Below are 25,183 nucleotides of genomic sequence, written 5' to 3' on the forward strand. Positions count from 1 at the left end.
GCACGGCATGTCGAGTGGTCCGCGCCGCTCACGGCTGAGCGGGCCCGCATCCGGCGGGACCGGCCCACCGGGCCGTCAGCGCGCCGGGCCCTCCACCACCTGCTTCAGCACCTGCGACGCCTCCCGGTCCGATATCTGCGCGTACACCTTGTCCGGCGCTCCCGAACCGCCCTTCCGATAGCCGATCTTCGACGGGCACTGCGGTTGCGGGGTCCTCGTGATGGTGTCCACGACACGTCCGGTGCGCAGCTCGTAGACGGTGTAGGTGAACGTCTGGGAGTACATCGGGTAGCTCTCCTGCGGATCCAGCCGGCCGGACTCCGCGTACTCGCAGTCGCGCTCCCGCTCCTCGCCCCGTTCCCCCTTGCCGCAGGCCAGCAGTTCGATCTCGGAGACCGGGGTGGTCTTCGACAGGTCCGGCAGCCCGTCGAAACTCACGCGCTCCTGCAGCACCGTGCCGGTCGTCACGTCCTTGTCGGTCCGGTACCCGGAACGGAAGACGGCCGTGCGGTGCGGTCCGTCACCCGAGTACCTCGCCGCCTCGGGGTGCCCGTCCCCAATCTCCGAGCACAGTTCGGAGAGCTGGACCACGGTCCTGATCCTCTCGGTCCCCGGCTCCGGGGAGGCGTCGGTCTTCCCTCCGGAGTCCCCCGAGCAGGCGGCCAGTGCGGCCAGCAGCCCGCCGACGGCGAGTGGAGCGGTTACGCGTCGTGCCATCGGCATGAGACCTCCCAGTCCCCGTCGCGCCCACGGCACGCACTCGTGAGCCCCCGTCAGGTGAACCGCCCTGCCGTGGGCGGATTCCGCGTCGAACCTGTCCTCACGCGAGCGTAGCGAACGCCCCACAGGCGGACGAGTGATCCCAACGCCCTTACTGCCGTGGTCAGTTGTCGAAGCGGCTGCGGGCGGTCTCGATGTGGCCGAGGTAGCGGTGGGTCCAGTCGCACATCACATCCACCGCCTCGCGCAGGGCCCGGCCCGGCTCGGTGAGGGTGTACTCGACCCGTGGTGGCACGGTGGGGTGCACCGTCCGCTCGACCATGCCGTTGCGCTCCAGCATCCGCAGGTTCTGGGTGAGCATCTTGTGGCTGACGCCCTCGACCTCGTCCCGCAGCTCGCTGAACCGCAGGGTGCGCTCACCGAGGGCCTCGATGATCAGCAGGGCCCACTTGTTGGCGATGTCCGAGAAGATCTCCCGCGCCAGGGAGTCCGCGCGCCGCAGGTCCGCGTCCTCGGGGGAGTCCCCGAACTGCTTGGTCACCATGAGGTTCCCCAGTCACTTAAAAGTGCGTTCTTCCAGGTCAGCCCAGACTCTCCTACGGTTTCCGGGTAACCGCAAGAGACCACGGGCGCCCATGGGCGCCCGGATGAGGAGACGGACTGACATGGCCATCACTCTGGTGAACCCCGACGGACTGCCCGCCATCGACGTCTACCGGCAGGTGTCGGTCGCGTCGGGCTCGAAGCTGGTCTTCGTCGCCGGGCAGGTCGCCTGGGACGCCGAGGGCAACACGGTCGGCGCGGGCGACCTGGCCGCCCAGGTCGAGCAGTGCTACCTCAACGTCGCCACCGCCCTGGCCGGGGTCGGCGGAACCTTCGACGACGTGGCGAAGCTGAACGTCCACGTCGTCGACTGGACCCCCGACAGGATGCCCCAGCTCCTGGAGGGGATCTCCCGGGCCGCCGCGAAGCTGGGGACCACCCCGGTCCCGCCGGCCACACTGCTGGGCGTGGCGGCGCTGGACGTACCCGAGCACATGGTCGAGGTCGAGGCCACCGCCGTCCTGGACTGAGCGGGACGCTTCCCGGACGGCCGTGACCTTCCGTCCGTCCGCGCGTGCCCTCAGCCCGGCTGCCTGATGCTCTCGATGATCCGGGCGAAGCCCTCCTCCCCGTGGCCCGCGTCGATCTGGCGGCGGATGAGCCGCTGGACCATGTCGACCACCTCGGTGCTGATCCCCTGGCCGGAACTGGCGGCCAGGATGTCGCCGAGATCGGAGAACACGAGACTCTGCTGCCCTTCGACGGTGTAGTCCCCGCCGTCGACGACCGCCGCGAACTCCTCGAAGGCACCGGTCATCGAGGACAGCCACGGTGCCGCCATGGCCGCGAACCGCCCCGCCGTCGCCCCGGTCGGGGCGACCATGGCGGCACCGTGCAGGAATCCGGCGAACATGACGTACATGCCCGCAAGCAGGGCGAGGTCGTACAGGGACGCCAGTCCGGCGTCCTCGCCGAAGTAGGTGCCGGCCCCCCACACGCCGAGCAGTGGCCCGTACCGTTCGAAAGCCTCGGTCGATCCGCTGTAGAGGATCGACGCCCCGGGCCGGCCGATCATCTGCGGTACGGCCATGATGCCGCCGTCCAGGTACTCGACTCCGGCGCGGGCGGCCCAGGCGGCCATCTCCCGTGACTGGTCCGGTGTCGTCGTGGTCACGTTGACCAGGGTCCTCCCGGCCAGCTCGCCGGCGAGCGGGTCGAGCACCTCGTGGACCGAACCGTGGTCCAGCAGGCACACGACCACCAGCCGTCCGGACCGGACCGCGTCGCCGGCCGTGGCGGCGGCCCGCGCACCTTGCACCACGAGGTCGTCCGCCTTCCCCGGCGAGCGGTTCCAGACCGTCGTCTCGTGTCCTGCCCCCACCAGGGCGCCCGCGAGGGCACTTCCCATCGCACCCAGCCCGAGGACACTCACCTGGACACCGCTGTCCGTCTTCATTTCCGGGTCTCCTCCTCTTTTCCGTCGTCCGGATGGATCCTCTCTCCCGCCGGTATGGTTGGCCAGTACGGACCAATAAGTCGGGTACTCACCTTCGGGTAAGTGGTTCTTGGGGGACGGATGGCGAAACCGGCACGGCGCGGCCCTTATTTCTGCGGCATCGACGCGGCGATGGATGTGGTGTCCGGAAAATGGAAGTCCCTGATTCTCTGGGAACTCCACCATTACGGCACCCGCCGGTTCGCCGAACTCCGGCGCGGCCTGCCCGGTGTCAGCGAGAAGATGCTGGCCCAGCATCTGAGGGAAATGGAGGAGGACGGACTCGTCCACCGCGAGGTGTACGCCGAGGTGCCGCCGAAGGTCGAGTACTCCCTGACCGAGCACGGGGTGTCGCTCAACGCCGCCCTGGCCTCCCTGGGGGAATGGGGTACCGAACGCATACGGCGCATCGGGGCCGAGCGGGTCTCCGCCGACGTCCGGTGAGCACATGAGCGCCGGGGTTCCGCGGCCGCCGGGCAGGCGGGACGGGCGGGGGGCCGGCACCGTCTCAGTGCTGGATCAGGCCGCCGACCGGGACGGGGGCGACGTGGCCGGTCGGCGGAAGGTCCCGCGCCAGCGCGAGGCCGACGTCGACCAGCGATGACCGGTGCAGGCCAGTGACCTCGGGGACCGGGGTCCAGACCGACTCGACGATGTCGCCGTCCGGTTCGGGCCGGAGCCGGCCGCCGGTGATGCGGACCCGGTAGAAGACGCCGACGTTCTGGTGCACGACTCCCTCACGCGTGGCGGTCGCGGGAATCACCCGCGAGTCCACTCCCAGCAGGCGGTCCACCACCGCCGAGCAGCCGGTCTCCTCGGCGACCTCCCGGATCACCGCGTCGAACGGGTCCTCCGCGTGCTCGACCCCGCCGCCCGGAAGAGTCCAGTTGCTCCCGCCGTCCGGCAGTAGGTGACGGGCGAGCAGCACCCGCCCGTCCTCAATGCACACGGCATACGCCGCCAGCCGGAAACTCATCCCCACTCCCCCCGCCGGAACTCGTCCGGCTTCCATGGTTCGCGCATCACCACACGGAACGGAACCAGACGAGCGTGAACACCGCCAGACGGCCCCGCGCCTCGCCGTCCCGGGGACGTGTCAGGCGACGGGCGGCAGGGCGAGCCAGTCCTGCCAGGTGATGTCGCGGCCCAGGTAACGGGGCCGGCGGAAGGGCCAGTCGGCGTCGATCCACCGCGGCACCAGCTCGTCGAGCGCGCGCTCCTCCTCGCCGCCGACGAGGTCGTCCACCACCCACCAGGAGATGTCCGAATCGGAGCCGGTGCGCTCGGGCGGGTCGATGTAGACGCAGCCGTAGAGCGCCGTCTCCTCCTCGTTCAGCAGGGCGTAGTTGAACGACTGGTGCGCGGCGATCTCCTTCTCGTGCCGGAGCAGGTCGACGCGGTCCTCCTCGTAGGTCATCGTCTCGGCGGGCCAGCCCCAGGCGGGGCCGAAGATCTCCCACAGGCGCTCGCGGGAGCCCATCACGGCGGGGTAGTCGATGGCGGTGTCCGCCTCCCGGATCGGCCGCAGATGCAGCGCGGTGCCGGGGACGGGCACATGGACGGGGTGGACGAAGTCGTCGGGGAGCCAGCTCATGAGAGCCGAAGCTACAGCCGGCCGGCGCGGAACGCCCCGGCATTTTCCGCGCCCCGGCGCCGGGCGCGGGCGGCACGGGCACCACGGCGGGCGGCACCGGGCTCCGACGAGACCGTCCGCGTCAACCGACCACCCCGTGCGTCTCAGCGATCCGTCTCCGGGCCGAGTGATCCAGCGGGCAGACCCAGGCCCCGGGCCTCGTACGAGCGCACGAGGCGAGCCAGTTGCCGCCCCACCGTCAGCAGCGGCTCCTCGCTGCGGGTGACCTGGGCGGTGACTTCGGCGCCTTCCAGGGCGCCGATGACGGTGGTCGCCAGCTCCCGGGCGGTCTGGGGGGAGAAGCCGCAGCGCAGCAGCTTGTCGGAGACCAACCGCTCCCAGCCGCGCAGAGCGTCGGCGCACACCTGCTGGATCTCCGAATCGGTCCCGAGTGTCTCCAGGGCGGCGGCCGTGACGGGGCAGCCGTCGATCCAGCCCGACTCGCGCAGATCGCCGGCCAGTCGCCGGGCGCACGATGCCACCGCCTCCGCCGGGTCGTCCTCGACGTCCAGCGCCTGCCGCAGGAGCGCCGCGAACTCCTCGCCGCTGTGCCTGATCGCGGCCACGGCGACGGCCTCCTTGCCGCCCGGGAAGAAGTGGTAGACGGAGCCGAGGGTGGCCTGCGCCTCCCGGGCGATCTGCTTGATCCCCGTGCCGACGTAGCCCTGGCGCTGCAGGAGGCGCGCTGCCGCGACGACGATCCGGTCCCGTGTGCTGGTCTGCATGCGGCCACCGTATCGGCCGACTGAGTAGAGCGTTCGTTCCACGGTCGTGGTACCTTGCCGCCACGCCCTGAATAGAGCGTTCGTTTTAGTGAGGGATGGAGATCTCTTCATGAGCAGCACCGAACAGTCGGTCACCGTCATCGGGCTCGGCCCCATGGGGCAGGCCATGGCCGCGGCCTTCCTGGACCACGGGTACACGGTCACCCTGTGGAACCGCACCGCGTCCCGCGCGGACGCCTTAACGGCCCGTGGTGCGGTCCTCGCGCCGAGCGTCGAGGACGCCCTCGCCGCGAACGAGGTGGTGATCCTCAGCCTCACGGACTACGCCGCGGTATACGACGTGCTGGAGCCCGCCGCGACGGCGCTGTCCGGCCGGGTCCTGGTCAACCTCAGCTCCGACACCCCCGAGCGGGCCCGGGCCGCCGCCCGCTGGGCGGCCGGACGAGGCGCAGTGCAGCTCACCGGAGGGGTCACGGTGCCGCCCTCCGGCATCGGGCAGCCCTCCTCATCGACCTTCTACAGCGGTCCCCGGGAGGTGTTCGACAAGCACCGTCCGGTGCTCGAAGTCGTGACCGGCCGGGCCGAGTACCGGGGGGAGGACCCTGGGCTCGCCGCGCTCTTCTACCAGATCGGCATGGTCATGTTCTGGACCTCCATGCTGAGCTACTGGCAGGCGATCGCCCTCGCCCACGCGAACGGCCTGACGGCGGCCGACATCCTGCCGCACGCCACCGACACCGCGAACTCGCTTCCCGGGTTCTTCGCCTTCTACGCCGAACGCATCGACGCGGGCAGGCACCTCGGCGACGTGGACCGCCTGGCCATGGGGACGGCCAGCGCCGAGCACGTCCTGCACACCAACGCCGACGCGGGCGTCGACACCACCCTCCCGGCCGCGGTCGTCGAACTCTTCCGGCGCGGCATGGACGCCGGCCACGCCGCGGACAGCTTCTCCGCCCTGGTGGAGTCGATGAAGAAGGCCGAGGCGTAAGCGCTCTTCTCCGTCCCCCTCCTCACGGCACCACCACGACTCCTCTCCGGCCCTCCCCGACCCGCTCGGCCTCTTCCGCATCCGGCAGGCCGACACCTCGCGGCTCCACAATCTCTTGAGGCTTTCCGAACGACGATCGAGCGGTGAAGGGGAATCCTGTCCGAAAAGGTTCACAGGGAAGTTCAATGAAACAATCGAATGCGGAAACCGGGAAAAGGAGGCTTCGAAGTGAAGTTCCGCCTCGAGATCGACATGGACAAAGCGGCGTCCGCCGAGGAATCCGCCCGCGAGCTGGGCCGGATCCTGCGGTACTGGGGAGGGAACCTGCACCACTACGCCCTGCGGCCCGGCGACGGCTCGGCCGTCCACGACTCCGGCCACCGCGAGGTCGGCCGGTGGAGCATCGTCTCCGCCGAGGCTTCCTGACCTGCCGCCAACTCAATTGCCTCACAGTTCTGTTCGGACACCGGAACACCGTCCGGTGCGCTAGGGTCGCGGGCCATGACGGGGCGGGCAGTGCGGTGGGCGGGGCTTGGCGGGGCGGTCGTATCGGCTCTGGCGGTGGTGGCCGTCATGGCGCTGACCTGGGCGACGGGGCCCGACGGCTACCGGATCGTGGGAGCCGACGCCGCATACCTGGAGGACTACGTCCCCGGCATCGTCCATCCCGTCGCGCAGCTCTACGTGAACTACACGGTCCCGCTCGCCGTTGCCGCCCTCCTGCTGGCGGCGACCGCGGGCGTACGCGGGCCGCGCGCCCGCTTCGCGGCCTGCGGCGCTGCGGTGCTGGCCGCAGCCCTCCTCGTACTCACGGCCGTCGACAGCCTTCCCAAGCCCGGGGGCTACTGGGAGCCGTACCAGGCACCGCGCCAGCAGGCGTACGCGGTGGTGTTCGCCGCGGGGGCGGTGGCGGTCCTGGCCGGGGCGGTCGCCCTGCTGCGCCGTGCGTACGCCGTCCACCACGGCATCACCGTCGTCTTCCCCCTCGCTCTGTGCGCGCTCCACGTCTCCGCGCTCCTCCTCCTCTCCACCACGCTCGGCCCCGGCGCGACGCTGCACGCCGGAGCGTGGTTCGCGGCGCCCGCGTACCTGCTCGCGGCGGTGTCCGCCGCGGTGGCCGCCTACTGGCCGGGCCTGCGGGCCGGGCCGGACTCCGGCACACGGGGGAGGGCCCCGCTGACACCCGTGCGGCCCTTCTCCTGACGGCCTGCCACGCCGTCCGTCCGGACCGGATCGACTGGCTGCTGAGGCCACGGAGCGCCGGATCCGTTTCCATGCACGGCGAGCCCACGGACCACACTTTCCGGTGACTTGGCGGCTCTCCAGGGTCCGCCGGCCCCCGGGCGCGGCCACGCTGAGGCGGACACCACCCCCGGCGAGCCCTGGAGCGGCCCCATGCCCAGCACCGACCCGCCCGGCCCCGGTTCCCTCCTGCGCCGCACCCTCGGCGAGCGGCGCGTCGCCCTGGTCGCCTGGCGGCTGCTGGTGCTCCAGACCGCGCATCCGGTCGTCGCCGCCGGGATGAGGGAACACTCCACCTACCGGGCGCACCCCTGGCGGCGTGTGCAGCACACCATGGACAGCGGCAAGCGGCTGTTCTTCTCCGACCCCGGCAGCCTGCGCCGGGAGGTCGCCCGGCTGGAGCGCACCCACCGCCGCATCCGGGGCGCCGACGGGCGGGGCGGGGCGTACACGGCCGAGGACCCCGAGGTGCGCGCCTGGGTGCTGGTCACCCTCTACGAGTCGATGACGGCGATGCGGGAGCTGTCCGGCGACCCGCTCACCCCCGGGCAGCTCGACGAGCTGTACCGGGAGTTCCTCGCCGTCTGCGGCGAGTTCGGGCTGTCCGGCGACATCCTGCCGCCGACCGCCGCCGACGTGCCCGCGTACGTCGACCGCATGGTCCGCGAACGGCTGGAGTACGGCGACGAGGTGAGGTACCTGCTGTTCGGGATCCTCCGCGAGGCGCCCTGCCCGAGCCGGCTGCGGCGACTGCGGCCCCTGTGGCCGCTGCTGCGGGTGGTGGTCGCGCGCACCCTGGCCGCACTGACCGTCGCCGATCTGCCGCCCGCCTTCCGGGAGCGGTTCGGGCTGCCGCGCCCGCGTGCGGCGGCGCTGCTGTCCCGCGTCCTGCACCATGGCGCGCGGCACCTGCTGACCCGGCTGCCGGACCGCCTGCGCTACCGCGTGCCGCCCACCGGCACCGTGCCGCGCCCCCGGGTGCCGCGACCCCCGCGGCACGACCCGCGCCCGCCCCGGCTGGACGCCTTCTTCCGGCAGGTCATGGACCAGACCGGGGACGGGTACGTCGACGCCGCCGACCTGCGGGCCATGGCCCACAACGCCTGCTGGCAGCTGGAACTCACCGCCGAACAGGAGGACGAGGTCTACGCCGCCTTCGACGCCTGGTGGCGGCACATCGGCGCCACGATGGACACCGACGGGGACGGCCGGGTCGGCCGGGCGGAGTTCGTGGCCGCCACCCTCGCGGGCTGCGACCGCGACCCGCGCTACCTGGAGGACGGTCTCCACATCGCCGTACGCGCCCTCTTCCGCGCGGGGGACACCGACGGGAGCGGGGAGATCGGTCCCGACGAGTACCGCGCGCTCTTCGGCGGCTCCCGGGTGCACCCGGCCGAGCTGAACGACGGCTTCCGGCAACTCGACGCGGACGGCGACGGGCGGCTCACCGAGGAGGAGTTCGTGCGCGGCTTCACGGAGTTCTTCACCGCCCGCGCCTCGACCGTCGCGGGCAGCAGGCTCCTCGGCCGGCCCTGAGCCCGGCGCAGACCGTGCGTGCGGCCGGCGGCCCGGCGTGCGGAAACCCTTTGCGCGCCGGGCCGCCGGTCGCCGACGATCGGCCTGTCGTACGGCACGGGGGAAACGGGGAGCGGACATGAGTGCACGGCTGCGCGGGATCGCGAAGCAGACCGAGGAGATCGTCGAGCGGGGCCGGTACACCACACCCGGTGGCCGGGAGGTGTCCATCGCCGGGGCGGTCGCCGCGGCGATGGAGGGAACCGCTCTGTTCGGCCCCGGGCCGGTGCCCGTGCCGGAGCCCGACGCCGGGGCCGGGGCCGGGGAGCGGCTGCCCACCGTCTTCGAGGTGACGGGGGAGAGCAGTCTGGAGGCCGCCCGCCGGCTGGTCGGCGCCGGTCCCGGTGACGGATCGGACCCTGGCGGCCCGGACCCCGGCGGCCCGGTCGCCGTCCTCAACTTCGCCTCCGCGCGCAATCCGGGCGGCGGCTACCTCAACGGGGCCCAGGCGCAGGAGGAGGCGCTGTGCCGCGCCTCCGCGCTGTACGCCTGCCTGTTGCGCGCCCCCGGGTACTACGAGCACCACCGGGCCGAGCGCAGCCCCTTCTACAGCGACCGCGTCATCCACTCGCCCGGTGTGCCGGTCTTCCGCGACGATCGCGGGGCGCTGCTGGAGGAGCCGTTCGAGGCGGGCTTCCTCACCTCGCCCGCGCCCAACGCGGGCGTCATCGCGCGGCGCGCCCCCGAGGAGGCGGGCCGCATCCCCGGCGCGCTGCTCGTACGCGCCGAGCGGGTGCTGGAGGTGGCCGCGGCGCAGGGCTACCGGCGGCTCGTGCTGGGGGCGTGGGGGTGCGGGGTGTTCCGCAACGACCCGGCGGTCGTCGCGGGCGCGTTCCGCTCGCACCTGGCGGACGGCGGCCGGTTCGCCGGGCGCTTCGCGCACGTCGTCTTCGCCGTCCTCGACCGCCGCGCCGACTCCCCGGTGCGGGCGGCCTTCCACCGGGCCTTCGCCGGGCTCGCCGGGTAGCCCCGGCCGGACGCGGACGGGTCGGACGAGGACGGGCACAGCACGGGGAAACGGAAGCGTTTCGATACTTTTGCGTTTCGCCCGGCCGGCTCATACACTCCTGGTGTACGAAACCGTTTCGTTTGCGTTGGAGAGCCAGGATGACCGACCAGCCGGCCGCGGCGACCGGCCGACGCACCCGGCTGACCCCGGAACGGGAGCTGGAGCTGTTCACGGCCGTGGTCGACCTGGTGCGCGAGCACGGCTACGAGGCGCTGACGATGGACGCGGTCGCGACGCGCACCAAGTCCAGCAAGGCCACCCTCTACCGGCAGTGGGAGAGCAAGCCCAAGCTGGTCGCCACCGCCCTGCGCCACCTGGGCAAGAGTCACCCGGAGGACATCGACACCGGCTCCCTGGCCGGCGACCTCCGGCAGATGGTGAGCGACTTCATCTCCCACGCCAGCGAGGACACCGCCCTGCTGAACGGTCTGGCGCACGCCGTCTCCAAGGACCCCGAGCTGTGGCAGGCGCTGTACGAGCTGCACATCCGGCCCGGCCTGGACGCGCTCGACTCGGTGGTGCGCAGGGCCGCCGAGCGCGGGGAGCTGGATCCGGACAACCCGGCGATCGAGTTCGTCCCGCACCTGGTCATCGGGGCGCTGAGCACCCGCAAGCTGATCGAGAACCGGGACTCGGACGCCGACTACATGGAGCGCTATCTGCGGGCGGTGGTCTTCCCGGCGCTCGGCATCTCCTGACCGGCCCCGTCCCACGGGCACTTCCGAGACCCACCAACTCCTTCCGACCACTTCCTCCGACTCAGGAGTCCTCACTCTCATGGCCACGTTCCTGTACCGGCTCGGCCGCCTCGCCTTCCGGCGGCGCGGGCTGGTCGCCCTGTTGTGGGTGGTGGTGCTGGCGGTCGCGGGCGGCTTCGCCGCCACCGCGTCCTCGGCGGCCTCCAGCAACATCACCATTCCCGGCACCGAGGCGCAGAAGGCGTTCGAGCTGCTGGAGGATCGTTTCCCCGGCAGCAGCCCCGACGGCGCCACCGCGCGGGTCGTCTTCAAGGCTCCCGACGGCGAGAAGATAACCGACCCGGAGAACTCGGCCGCCGTCGGCGAGGTCGTCGCCGAGCTGGCGAAGGGCGACCAGGTCCAGCAGGCCGTCGACCCCTTCCAGGCCCAGGCCGTGAGCCCGGACCAGACCGTCGCCTACTCCCAGGTCACCTACGAGGTCTCCGGCTTCGAGCTGACCGAGGAGTCGCGCGACGAACTCAAGGCCGCCGCCGAGGACGGCCGGGAGGCCGGTCTGACGGTGGAGACCGGCGGTGACGCGATGGCGGCGATCCCGCAGACCGGCGCCGCCGAGGTGATCGGTGTGGCCATCGCCGCGATCGTGCTGCTGATCACCTTCGGCTCCCTGGTCGCCGCCGGGCTGCCGCTGATCACCGCCCTGGTCGGCGTCGGCGTCACCGTCGCGGTCATCACCGCCGTGACCGTGCCGTTCGACCTCAACACCACCACCCCGATCCTGGCGACGATGATCGGCCTGGCCGTCGGCATCGACTACGCGCTGTTCATCGTCTCCCGCTACCGCGCCGAACTCGCCGAGGGCCGCGAGCCCCTGGAGGCCGTCGGCCGCGCCACGGGGACGGCCGGCTCGGCGGTGGTCTTCGCCGGCCTGACCGTCGTCATCGCCCTGGTCGGCCTGTCGGTGGTCAACATCCCGATCCTGACCAAGATGGGTCTGGCCGCCGGCGGTTCGGTCGTCCTGGCCGTGCTGGTCGCCCTGACGCTGATACCCGCCCTGCTGGGCTTCGCCGGGAAGAGGGTCCTGCCGCGCAGGCAGCGCGCGAAGGCCGCCCCGGAGGCGGGCTCGAAGGACGGTTCGGAGGACGGCGAGGCCGCCCCGGCGGCCATCGAGACCAAGGACGGCGCGGGCACCCGCTGGGCCCGCTTCGTGCTGCGCCGCCCGGTCGCGGTACTGCTGGTCAGCGTCGTCGGACTCGGCCTGCTGGCCGTCCCCGCCAAGGACCTCCAGCTCAACCTGCCCGACGACGGCTCCCAGCCCACCAGCACCACCCAGCGCCGCGCCTACGACCTGATCGCCGAGGGCTTCGGCCCCGGCACCAACGGCCCTCTGATCGTGACCGTGGACGCCGAGGACAGCGACGACCCCCAGGCCGCCGCCGGCGCCACCGCCGAGAAGCTCCAGGGCATGGACGGGGTCGCCGCCGCGATGCCGCCCACGTTCAACGAGGCCGGCGACACCGCGATGATCACGGTCATCCCCAAGTCCGCGCCCAGCAGCGCGGCGACCGAGGACCTGGTCCACGACATCCGCGCCGAGGCCGGCGACATCGCCAAGACCACCGGCGCCGACGTCCTGGTCACCGGGCAGACCGCCATGGCCATCGACGTCTCGCAGAAGATGGACGACGCCCTGGCGCCCTACCTGATCCTCGTGGTCGGCCTGGCGTTCCTGCTGCTGATCGTGGTGTTCCGCTCGATCCTGGTCCCGCTCAAGGCCGCGCTCGGCTTCCTGCTCTCGGTGATCGCCGCGCTCGGCTCGGTCGTGGCCGTCTTCCAGTGGGGCTGGCTGGCCGACGTCTTCGGCGTGGAGCAGACCGGCCCGGTCATGAGCCTGATGCCGATCCTCATGGTCGGCCTGGTCTTCGGCCTGGCCATGGACTACGAGGTCTTCCTCGTGACCCGGATGCGCGAGGCCCACGTCCACGGCGAGACCCCGCACGAGTCGGTCGTCACCGGCTTCAAGCTGGGGGCGCGCGTGGTGACCGCGGCCGCGCTGATCATGATCAGCGTCTTCGCCGGGTTCATCGGCTCCTCCGAGTCGATGATCAAGATGATCGGCTTCGGTCTGGCCGTCGCCGTCCTCTTCGACGCCTTCGTGATCCGTATGGCCGTCGTCCCGGCCGTCCTGGCGCTGCTGGGCAAGTCCGCCTGGTGGCTGCCGCGCTGGCTGGACAAGGTCGTGCCCAACGTCGACGTCGAGGGCGAGAAGCTCCAGCGCGAGCTGAACGGTTCCGCCGCGAAGGCGGACGAGCGCGAGCCGGTCGCCGCGCGCGACTGAGCCGCATCCCGACCCGGGGCCGCCGGCGCGCGAGCGGAAGGCGCGGCGGCCCCGGCCGCACCGGCCCGTGGGGACGGGGAAGCGGTGCGGCATCCGGGGCCCGGCAGCGGTCCTCCCGCGAGGGGGGCGCCGCTGCCGGGCCCCCGGTCGCGTACGGGGGCGGGAACGCGGGCAGGGGCGGGTCAGCCGCCGAAGTCCTTCGTGGGCACGAAGCGGCGGTCGGTGGTGGACGGGCCCGACTCCGTCCCGCTCAGGATCCAGTAACCGGCTTCCTCGCGCGGTTTGTTGAAGCCGAAGGTGCCGATGAGGAGCTCGGCCCGGCCGTCGGTGTCCAGGTCGGCGATGTGGAGGTCCCGGCCGAAGAAGTCCCGGTCGCCGGAGTGCATCGGCTTGCCGTCCAGGCCGATGGCGTACCGGTCGATCACGGTGGCGCGGCCGTCGTCCAGCCCGCCGGGGCCGCCGAGGAGGGCGGTCACCCGGCCGATACGGCGGTCCTTCCCCGGGGTGCGGAAGGCGACGTCGTCGCGGCCGTCGCCGTTCAGGTCGCCGACGGCCGGGGCGCGGACGTAGGACGCCCTGACCTTCTCCAGCGCGACCGGGCCCCGCCCCCGCCCCAGGCCCTTCGCGTCGCCGGGTACGACGATCAGCCCGCCCCGCTCCGAGGGCCGGGCCAGGACGTCGTCGCGGCCGTCGCCGTCGAAGTCCCCGACGGCGTGCGGGATCGCGGCGTACCCCGTCAGACGGCCCGTGATCCCGGGCACGGTGCCGGCCTCCCGCAGGCCCTGCGGCGTACCCCGGTAGAGGTAGGCGTCCTCGACGTCCTCGATGCCCTCCTCCTCGAAGCGGACGTCCTCCTCGCCGTACCGGGCCACCGTCAGCAGGTCGTCGCGGCCGTCGCCGTCGAAGTCGCCGGCGAGCACATGTGAGACGGGCACCCAGCCGCCGTGGCCGACGTCGGACTCGGTGGTCGCGCGGGGGGTGCCGCCGTCGCGGTCGAGCGGCCCGTGCAGGACCGTCGCCGGCTGCGGCTTGAGGTCGTACTCCGAACTCGCCGGGGCCAGGGTAAGCAGGTCGAGCGCTCCGTCGCCGTCGAAGTCGCCGACGGCCGCGGCCTTGTGGGTGCCGGGCGGCAGCTCGGTGGTGCCGACGGGGCCCTTGGGCCCGCCCCAGACGACGTACTGGTGGTCGGTCAGCCGCCCGCGCCCGTCCGCCCTGGGGGCGCGGACGACGATGTCGGCGTTGCCGTCGTCGTCCAGGTCGCCGGTGAACTGGACGGAGCTGTCCAGGGAGAACGGCGCGTCCGCGACCTTGGGGTCGGGCGCCACGAAGCGCTCGGAGAGCCGGAACGCCGCCGCGGGGTCGGGGCCGCCGGGCGAGGCGAGGGCGACGAAGCGGTTGTTGCGCCACTTCCCGCCGTTCCTCGGCTGCCGGTGCCAGCCGTTGACGACGACGTCCGCGTGGCCGTCGCCGTTGACGTCGTCCCGGTTGACCTCGCCCGTGTCGCGCCCGGTCGGACCGGGGAGCGGGGAGGCGGACGGTGATGCCTGCGGCGGGTGCGCGGAGTCGCCGGACGCACGCCCCTCCCGGCCACCCGAGGAGGAGCACCCGGCGGCCAGCAGGGCCACCGTGCAGAGCCAGGCCAGTGCGGCGGGCGGTCCGTGTCGCTTCATGCCGCGAGTCTGCCCGGCCCGTGCGCACGGAACGGTCGCGCCGGCGTCACGGTCGTGTCAGTTCCGCAGCGGGCGCGGCGCCTTCGGCCAGGAGTCCGCCCCGGCACGGGCGTTGCCCGCGCCCTGTTCAGGGGCGTGGGCCGCCCGGCGGACGATCCCACGCCCCGTCTCCCCGTGAAACGACGGCCTCCCCCGCACTACCGCTGCGCGCTGCGCTTGACCAGGTAGGCGGCGGTCAGGCAGGCGGCCGCGATGGCGAGGAACACCAGGGCGATGGTCAGTCCGCCGGGGAGGCTCGCCCCCTCGGCGAGGAGCGCGGGCTCGCCGCCCCGCGCGGCATCGGTGTACCAACTCACTGCGGTCTCCCTTCCGGAGGAATCCACATCGAAGGCCGCGGCGGCCTCCCGGGCGCGTGCGCGCCGGGAGGCCGGACCACGACGGGAGGAGGGGTCAGAACGGCAGCCGGCCGCGGGCCCGGCGGCCCGCGGCACCGCTGCGGCCCACCGCGCGGGAGCTCTTGTGGAACGGCTTGCTCAGCCAGCGCCCCAGCGGGCCGGGGGCCTTGCCGCCCGCCCGGGCGCCCAGACCCAGGGAGCGCTGCGTGCCGCGCTCGGGGTGGCGGGACAGGCGCGGCACCATGAAGGCCAAAGCGGCCAGGACCACGCAGGCGGCTATCACACCGGCGACCACCACGGTCACTCCTCACGTCGTCTCGTATCCGGTCATATCGCTCCGTGTCGTCCTGACCACCGAAGCCGTGTGTTCGGTCCGTCTGCCCCGACTCGTGCCGGGCATCCCTGCGGATGCCGTTCCCGGCATCCGGTCCGGACGTCCTCACGATTCGGTCACTGTCCGCCACACGCCGTGCCCCCTCGGAGACGATGGCGGGGTGGTGACGAGTTGGCGACGCGCGGTGGCCTACACGGCGGCCTGGTCGTGCGGGCTGCTGTGCCTGGCCTCCGTGGCCTGGACGGCCGGTGCGCTGCGGGAGGGGAGCGGCGGCACGGGGGACACCGCGGGGCTCCTGGCGGGGCTGGCCGGGGTGGGCCTCGCGGTGGGGGGCCTGTGGGCCGCCGTCCGGGCGTTACGGGAGCACCGGACCGCGGCGACGGTCGCCGCGGAGCTGGCGGAGACGGTCCTGGCGGAGGAGGGGCGGCAGTACAAGCAGCTTCTCGGCGGCGACCGCCAGGCCCTCAACACCAGGATCGAGCTGCGGTTCACCCGGACCGCCGGCCCGGGCGCCTCCGGCGGGCAGGCCGGGGAGGGCGGCGGGCTGGCCGGGGGCGGCATGCGGGACATCGCCGCGTACTACCGCTCCCTCTCCCCCGGCCGCCTGGTCGTCACGGGCTCCGCCGCCGACGGCTCCGCGGACGCCGGGACGGGGAAGACCGTTCTCGCCGTGGCGCTGATCCTCGGGCTGACGCGGGACCGCGCCCCCGGCGAGCCGGTCCCGGTGCGGCTGTCCGCGTCCTCCTGGCCCGGCGGCTCCGTGCGCGAATGGCTCGTCCGCCATCTGACCGAGGCATTCCAGCTGCCCCGCCGGGAAGCCCGCTCCGTGGTGGACGCCAACCTCGTGCTGCCGGTCGTCGACGGCCTGGACGAGATGGACGCCGCCCCGCGGCCCGGCTACGACTCCCGGGCCGCGCGACTGCTGCGCGCCGTCGAGGACCACCACTGGCGGGGCGAGAAGGCCCCCGCCGTCCTCACCTGCCGCCGCCCGCACTACGAGGCGCTGGTCGAGGCGGAGGCCCAGCTCCAGGGGGCGACGCGGATCGAGATCGCCCGGGTGGCCGCCGGGGACATCCGCTCCTACCTCGAGGCCAGGGTCGGCTACTCGGCGCGGAACCTCGCCCGCTGGCGGCCCCTGCTGGAGGCGCTGGACGCGCCCTCGGCCCCCGCCGCGCCGGCCGAGGCCCTCGGCACCCCCTGGCGGCTGACACTGGCGGCCGTCGTGTACGAGGAGCGCGACCCGAACAGCGGTGCGTTCCTCCGCGACCCCAAGGACCTGCTGCGGCTGGCGGAGAGCGGCGAGCTCCGCTGTTACCTGCTGGACCGCTTCGTCAAGGCCGCCGTCAACTCACCGTCCGGGGAGGACGGGCAGCGGCCCCGGAAGCGCCCGGACCCGGAGGCCGTGTGGCGCTGCCTGGCGGTCCTCGCCGCCTATCTGCACGGCAACACGGCCACGCCGCACCGCACGGTGGCGGGCCGCCGGCTGTCGGGCACGGACATCGTGCTCCACGAGCTGTGGCCGCTGGCCGGCCCCCGCAGGGCCCGTGTCGTCAGCGGGCTGTTCTTCGTGCTGGTCCTCCTGGTGTTCATGGTGCCCTTCCTGCTGACCGACAGCTACAACAGCACGACCGGCAGCCTGGCCGTCTTCTCGGCGGTATGGGTGGCCGTGGCGGGCGCGGCCGCCTACGCCGTCGCCTGGCCGCAACCGGCGCGGCTGTCCCTGCGGCCCCTCACCACACCTTCCGGACTCCGGCGCGCGGCGACCGCGGCGCTGGTGAGCGGAGCCTTCGGCGGAGTGGGCGGCACCCTCTTCTACGACCGGTTCGGCCAGTCGGCCCCCAAGGCGTTCCCTCATCTCGCCGGGGAGATCGTCTACTGGCCGGTCGTACCCGGCTGGGTGGGCTTCGGCTGCCTGCTCTACCTCACGCTCGGCACCCGGCACCACCGCGCCGGCGATCCGCGCGGCGCGCTGCGCGGCGATCTGACGGCCTGCCTGGTCTCGGCCGTCCTCATCGGGGCGCTGGAGAGCGTGGAGATCCTGGTGCTGCCCGCCTACGGGCAGTTCTTCCTGTTCAGAGGACTTGCCCTGATACCCACCATGGCGATCCTCGGGCTCGTCCTCGTCATCGGATGGGGCTTCCTGCTGTCGTTCAAGGAAGCCCTCCCCGCCGCCCGGGGACTGCGCGCCGTGCTGGGCGGCCCGGCGACACTGCGCCACGCCTCGCTTCTGCTGTGCACCCGCCGGAGGCTTCCGTGGCGGCTCGGGAGGCTGCTCCACCACTGCTACGGGATCGGACTGCTGCGCGCCGCCGGGGGCGCCTACCAGTTCCGTCACCAGGAGCTGCTGGAGCATCTCGCCGCCCGGCCCCACCCGCCCGGGCTCTGACCGGACGCGGCAGGAGGGGCCGCGGGCCCGGAGGCGAGCCGTGGGAACCGGATCGGTGGGCATAAGCGGACCGAGAGGATTTTCGATTCGGGCGGAAGTCCGGCAGCCCGGGAGGAAGGGGCCATGGGCGTCGTGAACGACGAGACGGACAGGCGCAAGCGGCGGCTGCGGCGGCGGCTGGAGCGGCTGATCGGGATCGCCGCCACCGAGGGGAACGAGCTGACCGCCCTGCGCAACGGGGACGAGATCTTCCCCGCGATGCTGGAGAGCATCCGGGCCGCCGAGCACACCGTCGACATGATGACGTTCGTGTACTGGCGCGGCGCGATCGCCCGCGAGTTCGCCCAGGTCATGGCCGAGCGCGCCCGCGCCGGGGTGCGGGTGCGGCTGCTGCTGGACGGCTTCGGCAGCCGGCTGATCGAGGGCGACCTGCTGGAGATGATGGACGAGGCCGGGGTGCGGGTGGCCTGGTTCCGCAAGCCGCTGTGGCTCTCCCCGCTGAAGCAGAACCACCGCTGCCACCGCAAGGTGCTGGTGGTGGACGAGCGGACGGCCTTCACCGGCGGGGTGGGGATCGCCGAGGAGTGGTGCGGCGACGCCCGGAACGAGAGCGAGTGGCGCGACACCCATGTGCGGGTGCGCGGCCCGGCCGTGGACGGCATCGCCGCCGCGTTCGCGCAGAACTGGGCGGAGTGCTCTCAAGTGCTGTTCGACGAGCGGGACCGCTTCGTCGAGCACGAGCCGCAGGGCGGATCCGTGGTGCAGGTGGTGCGCGGTTCGGCCAGTTTCGGCTGGCAGGACATGCAGACGCTGCTGCGGGTGGTGCTGGAGACGGCGCAGGAGCGCGTACGGCTGGCCACGGCGTACTTCGCGCCCGACCCGTACTTCGTCGAGATGCTGTGCGCCACCGCGCGCCGCGGGGTGGAGGTGGAGCTGCTGCTGCCCGGCCCGCACACCGACCAGCGGGCGTCCCAGCTGTCCGGGCAGGGCCACTACGAGGAGCTGCTGGCCTGCGGGGTGCGGATCTGGCACTTCCAGCCGACGATGATGCACGCCAAGATCGTGACGGTGGACGGGATCGCCTCGCTGGTGGGCTCCACCAACCTCAACCGGCGCTCGATGGACCACGACGAGGAGGTCATGCTCGTCGTCCTGGACGAGGACTTCACCGCGGGGCTGGACCGGGACTACGACGCGGACCTGGCCCGGAGCGTGCGCATCGTGGGCGCCCGCTGGCGCGGGCGGCCGGTGGCGCAGCGGCTGCGGGAGGCCGCCGTGACGCCGATCCGCCGCTTCCTGTAGGACGCCGCTTCCCCCGCCACGCGCGGACGGGCCGGGACCGCGGTGCGGTCCCGGCCCGTCCGTGTGGCCCGTGTTCCCGTCAGTCGGCCTGCTTGACCTGCGGCGGCTTGCGCACCGACAGGTGCAGCTCCTTCAGCCGGGCCTCGTCGACCTCGCTCGGGGCGCCCATCAGCAGGTCCTGGGCGTTGCCGTTGAGCGGGAAGGCGATGGTCTCGCGGATGTTGGGCTCGTCCGCCAGCAGCATCACGATGCGGTCGATGCCGGGGGCGATGCCGCCGTGCGGCGGGGCGCCGAAGTGGAAGGCGCGCAGCATGCCGCCGAACTCGCGCTCGACCTCCTCGCGGCTGTAGCCGGCGATCTCGAAGGCCTTGTACATGATCTCCGGCTCGTGGTTCCGGATAGCGCCGGAGGACAGCTCCACACCGTTGCAGACGATGTCGTACTGCCAGGCCAGGATGTCCAGCGGGTCCTTGGTCTCCAGCGCCTCCAGGCCGCCCTGCGGCATGGAGAACGGGTTGTGGGAGAACTCGATCCGCCCGGTGTCCTCGTCCCTCTCGAACATCGGGAAGTCGACGATCCAGCAGAAGCGGAAGACGTTCTCCTCGAAGTGGCCGGTGCGGCGCCCGGCCTCGACGCGGACCGCGCCCATGATCTTGGAGACCTCGTCGAACTCGCCCGCGCCGAAGAAGACGGCCGTGCCCGGCCCGGCGTCCAGGCGGGACAGCAGGGCGGAGACGTTCTCCTCGGTGAGGAACTTGGCGATCGGGCCGGTCAGCTTCCCGTCCTCGCCCACGCGCACCCAGGCCAGGCCCTTGGCGCCCTGTTCGACGGCGAACTCGCCCATCTGGTCGAAGAACTTGCGCGGCTGGTCGGCGGTGCCGGGCACGGCCAGGGCGCGCACGTGCTTGTCCGCGAACGCCTTGAACTCCGAGCCGGCGAAGACGTCGGAGACGTCGGTCAGCTCCAGCCCCACGCGCAGGTCCGGCTTGTCGCTGCCGTACTTGAGCATCGCCTCGCGGAAGGGGATGCGCGGGAAGGGGGAGGTGACGTGGCGTCCGTTGCCGAACTTCTCGAAGAGGTCGGTCATGACCTTCTCGATGACGCCGAAGACGTCCTCCTGCTCGACGAAGCTCATCTCCACGTCGAGCTGGTAGAACTCGCCCGGCGAGCGGTCTGCGCGGGCGTCCTCGTCGCGGAAGCAGGGCGCGATCTGGAAGTAGCGGTCGAAGCCCGCGATCATCAGCAGCTGCTTGAACTGCTGCGGGGCCTGCGGCAGCGCGTAGAACCTGCCCGCGTGCAGACGGGAGGGCACCAGGAAGTCGCGCGCGCCCTCGGGGGAGGTGGCCGAAAGGATCGGGGTGGCCATCTCGTTGAAGCCGAGCGCCGTCATCTCCTGCCGGATGGTGGAGATGACCGCCGAGCGCAGCATGATGTTGCGGTGCATGCGCTCCCTGCGCAGGTCGAGGAAGCGGTACTCCAGGCGCCGCTCCTCGTTGACGCCGTCCTCGGTGTTGATGGTGAACGGCAGCGGGTCGGCGGCACCCAGCACCTCGACCTCGGCGACCTCGACCTCGATCTCGCCGGTGGGCAGCTCGGGGTTGACGTTCTCCTCGCCGCGGGCGACGACCCGGCCGTCGACGCGGACGACGGACTCCTTGGAGATCGAGCTCAGCGCCTCGTAGGGGGCGGTGTCGGGACGGACGACGAGCTGGACGATCCCGTGGTGGTCGCGGAGATCGATGAAGAGGATGCCGCCCAGGTTCCGCCGATTGTGCAGCCAGCCGGAGAGGCGGACATCCGTGTCGATGTCCGCGGCACGGAGCTCGCCGCAGGTGTGGGACCGGTACCGATGCATCATTCGTCCAAGTCGTCAGGTTGTCGGTTGGTGTCGGGCCGCCGGCCGCTCGTCGGCGAGGGGGCGCACACGCCCCACAGACTACCGCCCGGCCCGCCTTCCGCCGGGTGCCCCCACCAATGACCACATATGGTGGAAAAGTGCACACCGAGGACATTCTCGCGGCCACCGGAGTCGGCCTGTGGCGCTGGGACAACACCGCCGGCGTCATCACGCTGGACGCCACCGCCGCCCGGCTGCTGGGCCTGCCCCCCGAGGAGACCGTCCTGACCGAGGGCGCCCTGCGCTCCCACTTCCACGCGCTCGACTATGCCGAGCTGGCCAACGTCGCCGCCCTCGCCATCGCCGAGGGCACGGTCGCGGAGGCGCTGCAGCGGGTGGTGGCGCCGGACGGCACCGTCCTGCGGATCGTGCGCAACCGGCTGGCCCTGGCCGGGCAGAGTCTGATGGGTACGGAGCCGGGCCAGTCCTTCGTGCTGTACGGGCTGCTGACCGAGGCCCCCTGGCCGACCCGCCCCGCCGGGGCCGGCGGGGACGTCGAGGAGATCCCCCGGGAGGCGTACCCGGTGGAGATCACCTCCGAGCGGCCCCCGGGCACCTCCACCCCCGCGGTGCGGTCCCCCGCCGCCCAGGTCCCGGCCGCCGCCCGGTGGCGGCACTCGCGCGAGGCGTTCCTGCTGGACGTGGGGAAGGCGCTGGCCGAGGCGCAGACCACGCAGGAGGTGCTGCGGGTGGTGGCCCAGATGTCGCTGCCCGGCCTCACGCCCTCCTCCGTGGTCATCTACGGCGTCAAGGGGGACAGACTGACCCCCATCGGCTACTACGGGCAGGACGCGGACCGGCGGCCGGCCTTCGGCGAGACGACGCTGGAGAGCGACTACCCCGGCAGCGTGGCCATCCGCACCGGCCGGGCCGTCTATCTGGCCTCCCCCGAGGAGTACCGCCGCCGCTTCCCCGCCGTCTGGCCCCTGGTCGCGGGCTACGGCCGCCGGGCCTGGTCCTATCTGCCGCTGATCGTGGGCGGCCGCACGATCGGCACCTGGCTGCTCGCCTTCGACGCCCCCGTCGCCTTCACCCCCGACGAGCGCCATCTGCTGGTGTCGGTGGCGCGGATGCTGGCACAGGCCCTGTCGCGGGTGTACGTCCAGGAGTCCAAGCGGGAGCTGGCCGACAGCCTCCAGCGCACCATGCGGCCCGCCCACCGCACCGCCGTCCCGGGCATGACGGTGGTCAGCCGCTACCTGCCGGTCGGTGGCGGCCTCCAGGTCGGGGGCGACTGGTACGACGTGATCCCGCTGCCGTCCGGCCGCACCGCCCTGGTGATCGGCGACGTGCAGGGGCACGACGTACGCGCCGCGGGGGTCATGACGCAGCTGCGGATCGCGCTGCGCGCCTACGCCGCGGAGGGGCACCGGCCCGACGCGGTGCTCGCCCGCGCCGACCGCTTCCTGGCCGGGATGGAGACCGGCGACCTGCCCGAGCCCGGCGGCGCCGCCGGACAGGCCGGTGCGGACTCCGGCGACGACCACCGCTTCGCCACCTGCCTGTACGTGGAGGCCGATCCGGACGGCGCGCTCGACATCGCCCGCGCCGGCCACCCCGACCCGGTGGTCCGCCTGGCCGACGGTGCGGTGCTGACCTGCTCGGTGGCGCCCGGACCGCCGCTGGGGATCGTCGGGGACGCCGACTACCCCATCACCCGGGTGGTGCTGGGCCGGGGCGAGACGCTGCTGATGTGCACCGACGGGCTCGTCGAGGCCGGCGGCCTGGACTACGACGCCGGATGGGAGCGGCTGCGCAAGGTCCTGGCGGAGCACGGGGGATCGCCGGAGAACCTCGCCGACACGCTGATCCACGCGATGCACGGCGCTCCGGCCCGCCATGTGACCGGCACCGGGCACGGCATGGAACCGCGCGCGGGCGGGCGCGAGGACGACATCGCGCTGATGCTGCTCAGCCGCGAGGGCGGCGCGCCGGAGGTGCGCCCGCGCCCCCTGGTGCGCCGTCTGGTGATGTCGGTGTCGCAGGCCGAGCAGGTCCGGATCGCCGACGCCCGCCACCAGCTGCGCGAGCTGCTGTTCGACTGGGCGGTGGAGGAGCAGGTGGAGGGCGCCGTCCTGCTGCTGTCGGAGCTGCTGACCAACGCCCTGGTCCACACCGAGTGGGACGCCGCGCTCTCCGCCGAGCTGGAGGGCGAGCCGGGCTCGCGGCGGCTGCGAGTGGAGGTCGCGGACTCCAGCGACGAGCTGCCCCACCGGCGCCACCCCGGCGAGCTGGCCTCCCGCGGACGCGGTCTGCTGCTGCTGGAGATGCTGGCGCACTCGTGGGGGGTGGAGCCCAGGGGCGCGGGCAAGAGCATCTGGTTCGAGCTCCACGAGGCCGAGGAGGGGCCGGACTGGGGGTGAGCCGCCCCCGGTCCGGGCCCCGCCCGGGCTCCGCGTGTCCGCGCCGTGCCGGGCCGCGGCGGGCTGTGCCGGGCCGCGGCAGGCGGTGTCAGGCGGTGTCAGTGGGCTTCGGCCGGGACCGAGCCCAGCCGTCCCGCCTTGAAGTCCTCGAACGCCTGGACCAGTTCGGCGTGGCTGTTCATCACGAACGGGCCGTAGTGGGCCATCGGCTCACGGATCGGCAGACCGCCGAGCAGGACCACCTCGAAGTTCTCGCTGCGTGAGTCCTGGTCCTCGGCGGCGCGGACGGTGAGCGCGCCGCCCTCGCCGAAGACGACCGTCTGGCCCATGCCGAAGGGCCGCCTCTCCCCGCCGGCGAAACCGTGGCCCGCCAGGCCGTAGGCGAGGGCGTTGAAGTCCGGCCGCCAGGGGAGCGTGATCTCCGCGCCGGGGCTCACCGAGGCGTGGATCATCGTGATCGGCGTGTGCGTGACGCCCGGGCCCTCGTGACCGTCCAGCTCCCCCGCGATGACGCGCAGCAGCGCGCCGCCGTCGCCCGAGGTCAGCAGCCTGACGCTGCCGCCGCGGATGTCCTGGTAGCGGGGGTCGGCCATCTTGTCCCTGGCCGGGAGGTTGACCCACAGCTGCAGTCCGTGGAAGAGACCGCCGGAGACGACCAGTTCCTCGGGCGGGGTCTCGATGTGCAGCAGGCCGCTGCCGGCGGTCATCCACTGGGTGTCGCCGTCGGAGATGGTGCCGCCACCACCGTGGGAGTCCCGGTGGATGAAGGTGCCGTCGATGATGTAGGTGACGGTCTCGAAGCCCCGGTGCGGATGCCAGGGGGTCCCCTTGGGCTCGCCGGCCTCGTAGTCCACCTCGCCCATCTGGTCCATCATGATGAACGGATCCAGGTACCGGTAGTCGATCCCGGCGAACGCGCGGCGCACCGGGAAGCCCTCGCCCTCGAAGCCGGAGGGGGCCGTGGCCGTGTGCAGGACGCGGCGCGGGCGGGCGCCGGCCGGAGCGGTGACGCGGGGGAGCACGAGCGGGTTCTCGGCGGTGATCGCCGGCATCTGGACCTCCTCGGGAAGCCTGGAGGGACCAGAGTATTTCAACGTTCAACAGAAAACCAGGGGCGCCCGGAGCGGACGGTGTGACCTTCCGCTCCCCGCACGCCCCCGGCGGCGCCCCCGGCGGGGCGGCGGGTCAGCCGTACATCCGGCGCATCGCGAAGTCGACCATCTCCTCGACCGCCTTGGCGTCGAAGACGATCCGGTGCTCGCCCTCCATGTCCAGCACGAAGCCGTAGCCCGACGGCAGCAGGTCGAGCACCTCCGCACCGGTGATCACGAAGTACTTCGACTCCTTGCCCGCGTACGCGCGCAGCTCCTTGAGCGTGGTGAACATCGGGATCACCGGCTGCTGGGTGTTGTGCAGCGCCAGGAAGCCGGGGGTGTCGCCGCGCGGGCAGTACACCTTCGACGTGGCGAAGATCGCCTGGAAGTCCTCGGGGGACATCACCCCGGTGGTGAAGGCCCGTACGGCCTCGGCCAGGGACGGCGGCGAGGGCTCCGGGTAGAGCGGCTGCTGCTGCCCGTAGCCGGACGGCGGCTGCTGCTGCTGCCCGTAGTGCTGGCCGGCGTGCTGGCCGGCGTGCGCGCCGTGCCCGGGATGGCCGGTGTGCCCCGGGTGGCCGGTGTGGCCGCCGTGACCGGCGTGCTGCCCCGCGTGCCCCGCGTTTCCGGTCTGGTCGTAGCCGTACATGGGCGTAAGCGTAACGACTTCGAACCCCCCGCCGCCCCGCCGCGGGGACGGTGCGGCCCCGCGGCGCCCCATGAGGAGTTCCGTCACAGTCGCGCGGATCGGGTTGCTTCTTATTACCGGCGGGTAG

General features: G+C 72.7%; 24 protein-coding genes. 12 read left to right on the plus strand and 12 right to left on the minus strand.

Annotated elements, in window-relative coordinates; all coding sequences use genetic code 11:
• Positions 1–75: 75 nt before the first annotated feature.
• Both ACW69E_RS19450 and ACW69E_RS19455 read right to left on the minus strand, forming a co-directional pair.
• Complete coding sequence (locus ACW69E_RS19450; protein WP_457499539.1) at positions 76–717, minus strand: hypothetical protein; 642 nt, start codon at positions 715–717, stop codon at positions 76–78.
• A 166-nt stretch (positions 718–883) separates the two neighbouring features.
• Positions 884–1,264: a winged helix-turn-helix transcriptional regulator gene (locus ACW69E_RS19455; protein ID WP_412711589.1), complete on the minus strand. Its 381-nt coding sequence runs from the start codon at positions 1,262–1,264 to the stop codon at positions 884–886.
• Positions 1,265–1,385: 121 nt separating this feature from the next.
• Here ACW69E_RS19455 and ACW69E_RS19460 point away from each other — a divergent pair, with 121 nt between their 5' ends.
• Entirely contained in the window at positions 1,386–1,793 is a 408-nt protein-coding gene (locus ACW69E_RS19460; protein ID WP_457499540.1) for a RidA family protein, read from the plus strand.
• Between the two features lie 50 nt (positions 1,794–1,843).
• On the opposite strand, the gene ACW69E_RS19465 is transcribed toward ACW69E_RS19460, so the two are convergent.
• Positions 1,844–2,719: an NAD(P)-dependent oxidoreductase gene (locus tag ACW69E_RS19465; RefSeq protein WP_457499541.1), complete on the minus strand. Its 876-nt coding sequence runs from the start codon at positions 2,717–2,719 to the stop codon at positions 1,844–1,846.
• A gap of 120 nt (positions 2,720–2,839) precedes the next feature.
• Between ACW69E_RS19465 and ACW69E_RS19470 the strand changes: the two genes are divergently transcribed.
• Positions 2,840–3,202, plus strand: coding sequence for a winged helix-turn-helix transcriptional regulator (locus ACW69E_RS19470; RefSeq protein WP_457499542.1), 363 nt, complete (start codon positions 2,840–2,842; stop codon positions 3,200–3,202).
• A gap of 64 nt (positions 3,203–3,266) precedes the next feature.
• Here the strand turns inward: ACW69E_RS19470 and ACW69E_RS19475 are convergent, their stop codons facing one another.
• The 3 genes from ACW69E_RS19475 to ACW69E_RS19485 all read right to left on the minus strand — a co-directional run bounded on the left by ACW69E_RS19475 (position 3,267) and on the right by ACW69E_RS19485 (position 5,116).
• Positions 3,267–3,734, minus strand: a complete 468-nt coding sequence (locus tag ACW69E_RS19475; RefSeq protein WP_410537695.1) for an NUDIX hydrolase — start codon at positions 3,732–3,734, stop codon at positions 3,267–3,269.
• A 120-nt stretch (positions 3,735–3,854) separates the two neighbouring features.
• Positions 3,855–4,352, minus strand: a complete 498-nt coding sequence (locus ACW69E_RS19480; protein WP_457499543.1) for an N-acetyltransferase — start codon at positions 4,350–4,352, stop codon at positions 3,855–3,857.
• Between the two features lie 143 nt (positions 4,353–4,495).
• The gene (locus ACW69E_RS19485) at positions 4,496–5,116 is read right to left on the minus strand and encodes a TetR/AcrR family transcriptional regulator (protein ID WP_457499544.1); all 621 of its coding nucleotides are present in this window, start codon (positions 5,114–5,116) and stop codon (positions 4,496–4,498) included.
• A gap of 109 nt (positions 5,117–5,225) precedes the next feature.
• On the opposite strand from ACW69E_RS19485, the gene ACW69E_RS19490 reads away from it, so the two are divergent.
• The 7 genes from ACW69E_RS19490 (at position 5,226) to ACW69E_RS19520 (ending at position 12,966) form a co-directional block, all read left to right on the plus strand.
• The gene (locus tag ACW69E_RS19490) at positions 5,226–6,107 is read left to right on the plus strand and encodes an NAD(P)-dependent oxidoreductase (RefSeq protein ID WP_457499545.1); all 882 of its coding nucleotides are present in this window, start codon (positions 5,226–5,228) and stop codon (positions 6,105–6,107) included.
• Between the two features lie 228 nt (positions 6,108–6,335).
• Positions 6,336–6,533: a hypothetical protein gene (locus ACW69E_RS19495; protein WP_457499546.1), complete on the plus strand. Its 198-nt coding sequence runs from the start codon at positions 6,336–6,338 to the stop codon at positions 6,531–6,533.
• Between the two features lie 75 nt (positions 6,534–6,608).
• Positions 6,609–7,310 carry a hypothetical protein gene (locus ACW69E_RS19500; RefSeq protein WP_457499547.1) on the plus strand — a complete coding sequence of 234 codons (702 nt, stop codon included), beginning with the start codon at positions 6,609–6,611 and terminating at the stop codon, positions 7,308–7,310.
• A 192-nt stretch (positions 7,311–7,502) separates the two neighbouring features.
• Positions 7,503–8,885 (plus strand): oxygenase MpaB family protein, encoded by a 1,383-nt coding sequence (locus tag ACW69E_RS19505; RefSeq protein ID WP_457499548.1) that lies wholly within the window; start codon positions 7,503–7,505, stop codon positions 8,883–8,885.
• 118 nt (positions 8,886–9,003) lie between these two features.
• Positions 9,004–9,891, plus strand: coding sequence for a TIGR02452 family protein (locus ACW69E_RS19510; RefSeq protein ID WP_457499549.1), 888 nt, complete (start codon positions 9,004–9,006; stop codon positions 9,889–9,891).
• A gap of 140 nt (positions 9,892–10,031) precedes the next feature.
• Positions 10,032–10,631 (plus strand): TetR/AcrR family transcriptional regulator, encoded by a 600-nt coding sequence (locus tag ACW69E_RS19515; protein ID WP_457499550.1) that lies wholly within the window; start codon positions 10,032–10,034, stop codon positions 10,629–10,631.
• A gap of 79 nt (positions 10,632–10,710) precedes the next feature.
• The gene (locus tag ACW69E_RS19520; protein ID WP_457499551.1) at positions 10,711–12,966 is read left to right on the plus strand and encodes an MMPL family transporter; all 2,256 of its coding nucleotides are present in this window, start codon (positions 10,711–10,713) and stop codon (positions 12,964–12,966) included.
• 182 nt (positions 12,967–13,148) lie between these two features.
• Here ACW69E_RS19520 and ACW69E_RS19525 read toward each other — a convergent pair whose 3' ends face one another.
• The 3 genes from ACW69E_RS19525 to ACW69E_RS19535 all read right to left on the minus strand — a co-directional run bounded on the left by ACW69E_RS19525 (position 13,149) and on the right by ACW69E_RS19535 (position 15,275).
• The gene (locus ACW69E_RS19525) at positions 13,149–14,636 is read right to left on the minus strand and encodes an FG-GAP repeat domain-containing protein (protein WP_457499552.1); all 1,488 of its coding nucleotides are present in this window, start codon (positions 14,634–14,636) and stop codon (positions 13,149–13,151) included.
• 197 nt (positions 14,637–14,833) lie between these two features.
• Positions 14,834–14,992 carry a hypothetical protein gene (locus ACW69E_RS19530; RefSeq protein WP_457499553.1) on the minus strand — a complete coding sequence of 53 codons (159 nt, stop codon included), beginning with the start codon at positions 14,990–14,992 and terminating at the stop codon, positions 14,834–14,836.
• 94 nt (positions 14,993–15,086) lie between these two features.
• Entirely contained in the window at positions 15,087–15,275 is a 189-nt protein-coding gene (locus tag ACW69E_RS19535; RefSeq protein WP_457499591.1) for a DUF6411 family protein, read from the minus strand.
• 250 nt (positions 15,276–15,525) lie between these two features.
• Between ACW69E_RS19535 and ACW69E_RS19540 the strand changes: the two genes are divergently transcribed.
• Positions 15,526–17,751, plus strand: coding sequence for a hypothetical protein (locus tag ACW69E_RS19540; protein ID WP_457499554.1), 2,226 nt, complete (start codon positions 15,526–15,528; stop codon positions 17,749–17,751).
• Positions 17,752–17,874: 123 nt separating this feature from the next.
• Entirely contained in the window at positions 17,875–19,053 is a 1,179-nt protein-coding gene (locus tag ACW69E_RS19545) for a phospholipase D-like domain-containing protein (protein ID WP_457499555.1), read from the plus strand.
• A 79-nt stretch (positions 19,054–19,132) separates the two neighbouring features.
• On the opposite strand, the gene aspS is transcribed toward ACW69E_RS19545, so the two are convergent.
• Positions 19,133–20,908 (minus strand): aspartate--tRNA ligase, encoded by a 1,776-nt coding sequence (gene aspS / locus ACW69E_RS19550; RefSeq protein ID WP_457499592.1) that lies wholly within the window; start codon positions 20,906–20,908, stop codon positions 19,133–19,135.
• A 140-nt stretch (positions 20,909–21,048) separates the two neighbouring features.
• On the opposite strand from aspS, the gene ACW69E_RS19555 reads away from it, so the two are divergent.
• Positions 21,049–23,313, plus strand: coding sequence for a SpoIIE family protein phosphatase (locus tag ACW69E_RS19555; protein WP_457499556.1), 2,265 nt, complete (start codon positions 21,049–21,051; stop codon positions 23,311–23,313).
• A 98-nt stretch (positions 23,314–23,411) separates the two neighbouring features.
• Here ACW69E_RS19555 and ACW69E_RS19560 read toward each other — a convergent pair whose 3' ends face one another.
• Both ACW69E_RS19560 and ACW69E_RS19565 read right to left on the minus strand, forming a co-directional pair.
• On the minus strand, positions 23,412–24,365 hold the full coding sequence (locus ACW69E_RS19560; protein ID WP_457499557.1) for a pirin family protein: 954 nt from the start codon (positions 24,363–24,365) through the stop codon (positions 23,412–23,414).
• 133 nt (positions 24,366–24,498) lie between these two features.
• Positions 24,499–25,056, minus strand: a complete 558-nt coding sequence (locus ACW69E_RS19565; RefSeq protein ID WP_457499558.1) for an SseB family protein — start codon at positions 25,054–25,056, stop codon at positions 24,499–24,501.
• Between the last annotated feature and the right edge of the window lie 127 nt (positions 25,057–25,183).

It is taken from the genome of Streptomyces sp. SS8 (assembly GCF_054072955.1).

Bases quoted from the DNA above. Each gene is read 5' to 3' on its own strand.
- ACW69E_RS19450 (WP_457499539.1), bottom strand. From the start codon at position 717: ATGGCACGACGCGTAACCGCTCCACTCGCCGTCGGCGGGCTGCTGGCC.
- ACW69E_RS19455 (WP_412711589.1), bottom strand. From the start codon at position 1,264: ATGGTGACCAAGCAGTTCGGGGACTCCCCCGAGGACGCGGACCTGCGG.
- ACW69E_RS19460 (WP_457499540.1), top strand. From the start codon at position 1,386: ATGGCCATCACTCTGGTGAACCCCGACGGACTGCCCGCCATCGACGTC.
- ACW69E_RS19465 (WP_457499541.1), bottom strand. From the start codon at position 2,719: ATGAAGACGGACAGCGGTGTCCAGGTGAGTGTCCTCGGGCTGGGTGCG.
- ACW69E_RS19470 (WP_457499542.1), top strand. From the start codon at position 2,840: ATGGCGAAACCGGCACGGCGCGGCCCTTATTTCTGCGGCATCGACGCG.
- ACW69E_RS19475 (WP_410537695.1), bottom strand. From the start codon at position 3,734: ATGAGTTTCCGGCTGGCGGCGTATGCCGTGTGCATTGAGGACGGGCGG.
- ACW69E_RS19480 (WP_457499543.1), bottom strand. From the start codon at position 4,352: ATGAGCTGGCTCCCCGACGACTTCGTCCACCCCGTCCATGTGCCCGTC.
- ACW69E_RS19485 (WP_457499544.1), bottom strand. From the start codon at position 5,116: ATGCAGACCAGCACACGGGACCGGATCGTCGTCGCGGCAGCGCGCCTC.
- ACW69E_RS19490 (WP_457499545.1), top strand. From the start codon at position 5,226: ATGAGCAGCACCGAACAGTCGGTCACCGTCATCGGGCTCGGCCCCATG.
- ACW69E_RS19500 (WP_457499547.1), top strand. From the start codon at position 6,609: ATGACGGGGCGGGCAGTGCGGTGGGCGGGGCTTGGCGGGGCGGTCGTA.
- ACW69E_RS19505 (WP_457499548.1), top strand. From the start codon at position 7,503: ATGCCCAGCACCGACCCGCCCGGCCCCGGTTCCCTCCTGCGCCGCACC.
- ACW69E_RS19510 (WP_457499549.1), top strand. From the start codon at position 9,004: ATGAGTGCACGGCTGCGCGGGATCGCGAAGCAGACCGAGGAGATCGTC.
- ACW69E_RS19515 (WP_457499550.1), top strand. From the start codon at position 10,032: ATGACCGACCAGCCGGCCGCGGCGACCGGCCGACGCACCCGGCTGACC.
- ACW69E_RS19520 (WP_457499551.1), top strand. From the start codon at position 10,711: ATGGCCACGTTCCTGTACCGGCTCGGCCGCCTCGCCTTCCGGCGGCGC.
- ACW69E_RS19525 (WP_457499552.1), bottom strand. From the start codon at position 14,636: ATGAAGCGACACGGACCGCCCGCCGCACTGGCCTGGCTCTGCACGGTG.
- ACW69E_RS19535 (WP_457499591.1), bottom strand. From the start codon at position 15,275: ATGGTGCCGCGCCTGTCCCGCCACCCCGAGCGCGGCACGCAGCGCTCC.
- ACW69E_RS19545 (WP_457499555.1), top strand. From the start codon at position 17,875: ATGGGCGTCGTGAACGACGAGACGGACAGGCGCAAGCGGCGGCTGCGG.
- aspS (WP_457499592.1), bottom strand. From the start codon at position 20,908: ATGCATCGGTACCGGTCCCACACCTGCGGCGAGCTCCGTGCCGCGGAC.
- ACW69E_RS19560 (WP_457499557.1), bottom strand. From the start codon at position 24,365: ATGCCGGCGATCACCGCCGAGAACCCGCTCGTGCTCCCCCGCGTCACC.
- ACW69E_RS19565 (WP_457499558.1), bottom strand. From the start codon at position 25,056: ATGTACGGCTACGACCAGACCGGAAACGCGGGGCACGCGGGGCAGCAC.